Here is a 7,531-nt window from a genome sequence, read left to right on the forward strand (position 1 = left end):
TCCGCTTCGCGATCTGGGAGCAGGCCACCGGCACCGCCGGCCTGCCCGCCACGGCCTGAGCGCGGAGCCGGAACCCGGCCCCAGCACGCCCCGACACCCCACCAAGCACCAACACCCCCGACAACGTGACAACGCCTATGCACCGTATGCCCAGGTGCGATATCCCTGTCAGAGAAGAGTCTTCTTCGTAGGAGTCACCATGGCGGGACACGGCACCACGTTCACAGATCCGCTCGGTGATCCTTTCGGTGCAGCGGATGTCATCACGGCCACTACCGATGAGCAGGGCATTGTGACCGGGTGGAGTGCCGGGGCGCGGCGTTTGTTCGGCTACTGGCCAGGGGATGTCGTGGGGCGGCCGGCTGCCGAGCTTCTCGCTGAGGATGTCCAGGCTGTCGGGGACAGTCTCACCGGGCGACAGAGTTGGAGCGGCCAGGTGGCGGTGCGGCACCAGGACGGCCGCCGTGTGGTGGGTGAGCTGCTCGCGCATCGTCGGGTGACGCAGAACGGGTCCGACTGGCTCCTCGTATGGGGCACGGCGCGGGGGCCGCGCCCACCAGGCGACGGCATTCCAGTGCAGTGGTGCTTTGACCAGGCGCCATGCTGTCTGGCGATCTTCGATGCGGATCTGCGGTATGTGCGGGCGAACGCCGACGAGGAACGCGTAGTCGCTCTCACCACGGACCAGCTGCGCGGGATGCGCGTGGGAGAGTCGGTACCGGACCCGGAGTGCGAGAAGATCGAGCGTGCCATGCGCCGCGTGGTGGACACTGGTGAGCGGCAGTACCTGGAGATATACCTGCGCGTCCCGGGCGAGAGCCGCGAGCATGCGTGGGCGATCCATCTCGCCCCGCTGAACGACCCGGGCGGCCGTCTGTGCGGGGTCTGCTTCGCGGCGCAGGACACCACAGAGCAATACGAGGCCCGGCAACGGCTACTACTCCTCAACGAGGCCGGCACGCGCATCGGCACCAGCCTGGACATGGCCCTCACCGCACAGCAACTGGTTGACCTGGCCGTTCCCCGGATTGCGGATTTTGCCAGCGTCGATCTGCTGACCAGCCTCGATGCCGGCGGCGAGCCACCGCCTGCCCCGGTGGCGGGCCCGGTCACCATGCGCCGTACTGCCCAGCTGTCCATCCTTCAGGGCACACCTGAGTCCGCGCTCGGACTGGGAGAAGCGGCCACCTACCCCGAGTCCTCCCCTCCTGCCGAGTGGTTGGCGATGCGGCCGACCACGTACCGGATGACCGACCCTGCCCTCGCCCGATGGGCGGATCACGAACCTGCCCAGTTCGCCCGCCTCCGCGACGCGGGAACCCATTCGGTGATGGTGGTGCCGCTGCGGGCCCGCGGCACCCCCCTGGGAGTAGCCGTCTTCATCCGCCATCGAAGCCTGAAGCCCTTTGAGCGGGACGACCTGCTGCTGGCAGAGGAGATCACGACCCGAACGGCCGTCTGCATCGACAACGCCCGCCGCTACACCCGCGAGCGCACCATCGCCGTGACCCTCCAACGCAGCCTGTTGCCACAGCGGCTGGCCGAGCAGACAGCGCTCGAGGTCGCCTCCCTCTATCTGCCTGCCAGTACTCAGGCCGGTGTGGGCGGCGACTGGTTTGACGTCATCCCGCTCTCCGGCGCCCGGGTCGCCCTGGTCATCGGTGATGTCGTCGGCCACGGAATCCAGGCATCCGCCACCATGGGCCGGCTGCGCACCGCGGTGCACACCCTGGCCGACATCGATCTCCCGCCCGACGAGCTCCTCACCCACCTGGACGACCTCGTCATCCGCCTGTCCGCAGAAGCCCCCGCCGACTCCGACCCCCAGGCCACCGGGGACATCGGTGCTACGTGCCTGTACGCGGTCTACGACCCCGTCTCCCGCCACTGCGCCCTCGCCCGCGCCGGTCACTTCCCGCCCGCGGTGCTCGGCCCGGACGGCACCGTGGACTTCCTCGACCTCCCCGCCGGCCCGCCGCTCGGCCTGGGCAATCTTCCCTTCGAAACAGCCGAGGTCGAACTGCCGGAAGGCAGCACCCTTGCCCTCTACACCGACGGCCTGATCAAAAGACGCGACCGCGATGTCGAGGAAGGACTCGACGCGCTGCGCCACGCCCTCGCCCAGCCCGCCAGCTCTCTTCAGGCCACCTGCGACACCATTCTCGACGCGACGCTCCGCCGTCGCTCCGACGACGACATCGCGCTGCTCCTCGCCCGCACCCGCGCTCTACCAGCCGACCAAGTCGCCACCTGGGACGTCCCGTCCGAACCCGCAGCCGTCGCCCAAACCCGCAAGAACGCCCTCAACCAGCTGACCGCATGGGGACTGGAGGAACTCGCACTCGTCACCGAGCTAGTGGTCAGCGAACTGGTCACCAACGCGATCCGCTACGGCCAGCCACCCATCCAACTGCGGCTGATCCACGACCGCAGCCTCATCTGCGAGGTCTCCGATAACAGCAGCACAGCGCCGCACCTCCGGCGCGCCCGGGTACATGACGAGGGCGGACGCGGCCTGCTCCTGGTCGCCCATCTCACCCAGCGCTGGGGAACCCGCTACGCCCGGCTCAGCAAGACCATCTGGGCCGACCAGGACCTCCCCGACAGCTGAGCAGAGCCGTACATGCCAGCACCGGTGACGGGACTCCTCGGCGACGACGGTGTACCCGAGATCGCCGGCAGCGCTCCGCGCCCCCCGGTGCAGCCGGCCCCCGCAGATCAGTCCCGGCCCGATCCCGGTACCCGCCTTGACCAGCAGCACATTGTCACCGGCCGACATCCGCAGCCTGCTGAACGCGCCCAAGGGCGTTGTCACGTTGGTGGGGTGTTGATCGGTTGAGGGCGCGTCAGGGAGTGTGGGGGTCGGGCGGGGGCGTGGGTCACGCTGCGGTGGGCGGGGCGGTGGCGCCGGTGATCTGGTCCCAGATCACGAAGCGGACGGTCATCTCGGTGCGGTGGTCGGGGGCGGTCATCCGGTGCCGGCGTGGCCGGAAGTGGGGTGAGATGCCGCTGAACGCGGACAGGAATCTCTGAGCTCCTCCGACGCTGCGGAAGCCTTTCATGGCGCGTTCGCGCTGCCTCGTTGGCTGGTGGGAGTTCTCGGCCCGGTTGTTCAGGCCTTTGTGGGAGCGGTGCTCGACCGAGGGCATCACCTCGCGGTGGGCCGCCCCGTAGGACTTGTCCGTGACGATCACCCTCGGCACGGCCCCGATTCCTTTGAGGAGCCGACGGAAGAAGCGCCTGGCCGCGGCCTTGTTGCGCCGGTTCTGGACGAGGATGTCCAGCACGTTGCCGTCCTGGTCGACCGCGCGCCAGAGGTACTTCTGCTCGCCGTTGATCGTGACGAAGACCTCGTCGAGGTGCCACGTGTCGCCGGGGCGGGGACGTCGGCGGCACAGCGCGTTGGCGTAGGACTGTCCGAACTTCAGACACCACCGGCGGATCGTCTCGTAGGACGCAATGACGCCGCGCTGCAGCATCAGCTCCTCCACCTCACGGAATGACAACGGGAAGCGGAAGTACAACCACACGCAGTGCGAGATCACCTCGACCGGGTACCGGTGCCCCTTGTACGACGGCGACACAGACGACACCAGCGACCCCCTTTCCAACATGATCAACCCGAAGATCATCCCGCCTCGACCAGCCAACGTGACAACGCCCTGTGGTGTGCTGTCGCCCAAAGATCGACAGAAGCGAAAGCGGCTGGGCCGGGGTCAGGCGGTGGCGATACGGCGTTCGATGCAGGCCCTGGCGGCGGCGTGGTTGCCGCCCACCGAGGGTCCAGGCAGGCCAGGCCGATCTCGTTGAACCTGTGGATCACGTCCGGGACGGTGTGCTCGTCCGCCTGCACCAGCCTTTCTCGACCGTCAGGCGGCTGATCAGGGAAGATGGAGAACGGGGGCCGGACTATTTAGGGTCAGCACGTGGGTTTCATCATGGTGTGCGAAGACGACGCGGCGGTCCGTGGCGTCCTCAAGCGCGCCCTGGAGCACGACGGCCACACCGTTTCCGTCGCCGCCACGGCCGACAGCCTGCTGCGGCAGCTCGCACCGGCGCCCCAGCTGGTCGTCCTGGATCTCGGGCTGCCGGACGCCGACGGCCGCGATGTCTGCCTGGCCCTCCGGGCTCGCGGCGTCGACGTGCCGGTGTTGATGCTCACCGCCTTGGATGGCCTGCATCACAAGGTGGGTGGCTTCGAGGCCGGCGCCGACGACTACATGACCAAACCCTTCGACATCCCGGAACTGCTGGTCCGCGTCCGAGCGCTGCTGCGCCGGGCCACCGTGGCGCCCGCACCGCACGAGGTCGTCCTCGATCCGGCGAAGCACATGGTGACCTACGATGCGGTGAGCATGAGCCTCACCCCGACCGAGTTCCGGCTACTGGGCCGCCTGATCGCCTCGCAGGGCGACGCGGTACGCCGCCACGCTCTCATCGCCGCCGGCTGGCCCCACGGAGCGCAGGTCAGCGACAACACCCTCGACTCCTACGTGCGCCGGCTGCGGACCAAGCTCGGTCCGCTGGGTGTGGCCGAGCGTCTGGCGACCGTCCGCGGCGTGGGCTACCGATGGCAGTGACGGGATTCCGCAGAAGCGTCGTCGCGCTCACTGTGCTGATCGCCACCGCCGTGGTCGCCATCCTGGTCGTCGTCTCGCACGTGCTGCTGAGCAGGGTGACGGACGCCGACGCACACGATCTGGCCCGTACGCGCGCCGAGGCGGTCGCGGCGAACGTCAGCGCCAAGGGCGGCCGTGTCGTGCTCACGGAGAACAGCAGCGAGGCGCTGGACGAGGTCGCCTGGGTGTATGCCGACGGCCGTCTGATCGACGGGAACGTACCGGCGAGCGTGGTCGGCCGCGTCGAGGAGCTGGCGGACTCGGGGCGATCGCAGACCGCGACCGTCGGCGACCACCTCCTGTACGCGCGGCAGGTCCCGGTCGACGGCCACCACGTCATGGTGATCGTCCAGGTGGACCTCACGCCCTACGAGACATCCGAGCAGCGCAGCCTGACCTTGTCGCTGATACTGGGCGGCCTCACGATCCTCCTCGCCGGCGGTGTCGCGCACCTCGTGGTGCACCGCGCGCTGCGGGTCGTGCACGAGATGGCCGCCCTCGCCGACGACTGGGGTCATCACGAACCCGGGCGCCGCTTCAACCTCGGAGTCCCCCGCGACGAGTTCGGGGAACTGGGACAGACCCTGGACCGCCTTCTGGAGCGCGTCGACAACGCGCTGGCAGACGAGCGCCGGCTCACCGACGAGATCGCCCACGAACTGCGGACACCGCTCACGGTCCTGCGAGGCGAGGCGCAGCTGGCGCAGCTGTCCGGCGAGCCTGTGGTGCCGGAGGCGGTGCTGAGCGAGGTCGACCGCCTCGATGCGGCGATCACGACGATTCTGCGCGCCGCGCGCGCACGGACGGACGACGGGACCCGGTGTGATCTGCGCTCCGCCGCGCGGCAGGCGATCGGCAGCCGCGCGGTCGAGATCGCCTTTCCGCCGAAGGTCGACGTCGCCGTGGCGCCCGACGTCGCCGTGTCGCTGCTGTCACCCCTGCTGGAGAACGGCCTGCGACATGCGAAGTCCCGTGTGTGGATCACCGCGCGCAACCAGGGCGAGGCCATCGTGGTCGATGTCCTGGACGACGGCCCAGGGTTCGATCCCGCCGAGGTCGACCGGGTCTTCGAAGCGGGTGTGACCGGCGGCGGCGGGTACGGGCTGGGGCTGCCGGTGGTCAGGCGCATCGCCGCCTCGGCCGGTGTGGAGGTCCGCGCGATCGCGGACGGCCGCGGGCACGTCGAGGTGACACTCCCGGCCGCGCGCGCAGCCACGTAGTCAGGTTGCTTGCAGGTTCCCCCCGTAAACCTTCCTGCATGACAACGACAACGGAAGCCCGAACGCGCAGTGGGCGCCTCATGCTCAACAAGGTCCCCGAGGTCACCATCTGGTTCTGGGTGATCAAGGTCCTGTGCACCACCGTGGGTGAGAGCTTCGCCGACTGGATCAACATGAAGCTGGGCGTCGGCCTGGTGAACACGGCTTGGATCTTCACCGCGGTCTTCGTGATGGTCCTGGCCGTCCAGCTGCGGCTGAAGCGGTACGTCCCGTTCCCCTACTGGCTGACCGTGGTCGTTGTCAGCGTCACGGGCACCCTGTACACCGACATCCTCACCGACCAGCTCAACGTGCCGCTGTGGATCAGCTCCGCCGTGTTCTCGGTCCTGCTCGCCGTGGTCTTCGGCGTGTGGTGGCTGCGCGAGCGCACCCTCTCGATCCACTCGGTCACGACGCTGCCGCGCGAGTCGTTCTACTGGCTCGCCGTTCTCGTCACCTTCGCGCTCGGCACCGCGACCGGCGACTGGACCCTCGAGCTCACCGGCTGGAGCCCGGGCGCCTCGGTCCTGCTGCCGCTCGGCCTCATCGCGGCGATCACGCTGCTGTGGAAGTTCGGCGCGAACCCGGTGCTGTCCTTCTGGCTCGCCTACATCCTGACCCGCCCGCTCGGCGCGAACATCGGTGACTGGCTGGCCTCCCCCAAGGTCGCCCAGAACCCGGGTGACCCGACCGGTCTCGCGCTGGGCACGTTCACCACCAGCCTGATCTTCCTCGGCCTGATCCTGGCGACGGTGGTCTACCTGACGGTGACGCGCTCGGACGTGACCGAGACCTACGAGGCCGCCCACGCCGCCCACGCCGCCCACGCCACCGGCGACCCGCGCAAGGAGCGCGTCGCACTGGCCGGCTTCGGCCTGCTGGCCGTCGCCACCACGGGCCTGCTGGTCTGGGCCCACAGCCAGCCGCACGTCGGCCCGGCGCCGGAGACCGACAACACCTCCGCCGTCCAGATGGCTCCTGGCCAGGCGGTGAAGAAATTCCCGCCCGTCAAGGTCGATGCGCTGAAGACCCTCGCCTCCACCTCGCTCAAGGACGCACGCTCGGGGAACGCGACCGGCGCGCACGCGGCCGCCCAGTCGCTGCGTGACCTGTGGGATGCCGACCAAGCCTCGCTGCAGCCGCTGGACCAGACCGGCTGGACCTCTATCGACGCCCAGATGGACAAAGTTCTGAAGACCTTCGGCATCGATCACTCGAACCCGCCGATGTCGCCTGCGCAGCAGGAGAAGGAACTGAACGCCCTCCTGACGGACATGGGCTGACAGACCCCCGCCGACTCATCCGGCCAGCGGGTTGAGTGTGCAGGGCCACGCCGAGAACCGTGCCGCCTCGGCAGACGCCGACGAGCCGTGGACAGTGCAGACGGCCGCCTGTGGCAGCCCGGCCATGTCCGCGGACTCCTGTGGGCGGTCGAAGCCGGCGTCAATGGCTTCGACCGACCCGCTGTTGCCCCACGCTGGTCAGTCGCGGTGGCGGCGGATGCGCCAGAAGCAGGCGCCGGTCACCAGACAGACCCGGGCCCTCCACGCCTACCTGCGCTGGCGCAACACCAAGGCCCGCCACCCAACGTCCTCGCCATCCAACGACGCGGGGTCGGGTAGCCCGGGGCGTCTGTTCCCCGGGCTACCCGAC

General features: G+C 69.2%; 5 protein-coding genes and 1 pseudogene. 4 read left to right on the forward strand and 2 right to left on the reverse strand.

The window, feature by feature from the left end:
- The first annotated feature begins 199 nt into the window (after positions 1 to 199).
- Complete coding sequence (locus AB0915_RS37215) at positions 200 to 2,611, forward strand: SpoIIE family protein phosphatase (protein ID WP_366695556.1); 2,412 nt, start codon at positions 200 to 202, stop codon at positions 2,609 to 2,611.
- A gap of 39 nt (positions 2,612 to 2,650) precedes the next feature.
- Here the strand turns inward: AB0915_RS37215 and AB0915_RS37220 are convergent.
- Positions 2,651 to 2,779 (reverse strand): annotated as a pseudogene (locus AB0915_RS37220) (ROK family protein); the annotation flags it as partial.
- A gap of 100 nt (positions 2,780 to 2,879) precedes the next feature.
- On the reverse strand, positions 2,880 to 3,614 hold the full coding sequence (locus tag AB0915_RS37225) for an IS6 family transposase (RefSeq protein WP_366695558.1): 735 nt from the start codon (positions 3,612 to 3,614) through the stop codon (positions 2,880 to 2,882).
- A gap of 312 nt (positions 3,615 to 3,926) precedes the next feature.
- Here AB0915_RS37225 and AB0915_RS37230 point away from each other — a divergent pair, with 312 nt between their 5' ends.
- The 3 genes from AB0915_RS37230 to AB0915_RS37240 are packed head-to-tail and all read left to right on the forward strand — an operon-like array spanning position 3,927 to position 7,161.
- On the forward strand, positions 3,927 to 4,580 hold the full coding sequence (locus AB0915_RS37230) for a response regulator transcription factor (protein WP_366695560.1): 654 nt from the start codon (positions 3,927 to 3,929) through the stop codon (positions 4,578 to 4,580).
- Complete coding sequence (locus tag AB0915_RS37235) at positions 4,571 to 5,839, forward strand: HAMP domain-containing sensor histidine kinase (RefSeq protein ID WP_366695562.1); 1,269 nt, start codon at positions 4,571 to 4,573, stop codon at positions 5,837 to 5,839. The genes AB0915_RS37230 and AB0915_RS37235 overlap by 10 nt, the downstream gene beginning before the upstream one ends.
- A 38-nt stretch (positions 5,840 to 5,877) precedes the next feature.
- The gene (locus tag AB0915_RS37240; RefSeq protein WP_366695564.1) at positions 5,878 to 7,161 is read left to right on the forward strand and encodes a hypothetical protein; all 1,284 of its coding nucleotides are present in this window, start codon (positions 5,878 to 5,880) and stop codon (positions 7,159 to 7,161) included.
- Positions 7,162 to 7,531: the final 370 nt, after the last annotated feature.

This window comes from Streptomyces sp. NPDC048411, from assembly GCF_040704695.1.
Lineage (GTDB): Bacteria > Actinomycetota > Actinomycetes > Streptomycetales > Streptomycetaceae > Streptomyces.

What these genes read in the sequence shown, in the direction of transcription:
- AB0915_RS37225 (WP_366695558.1), bottom strand. Translation starts at nt 3,614, where the DNA reads ATGTTGGAAAGGGGGTCGCTGGTGTCGTCTGTGTCGCCGTCGTACAAG.
- AB0915_RS37235 (WP_366695562.1), top strand. Translation starts at nt 4,571, where the DNA reads ATGGCAGTGACGGGATTCCGCAGAAGCGTCGTCGCGCTCACTGTGCTG.
- AB0915_RS37240 (WP_366695564.1), top strand. Translation starts at nt 5,878, where the DNA reads ATGACAACGACAACGGAAGCCCGAACGCGCAGTGGGCGCCTCATGCTC.
- AB0915_RS37215 (WP_366695556.1), top strand. Translation starts at nt 200, where the DNA reads ATGGCGGGACACGGCACCACGTTCACAGATCCGCTCGGTGATCCTTTC.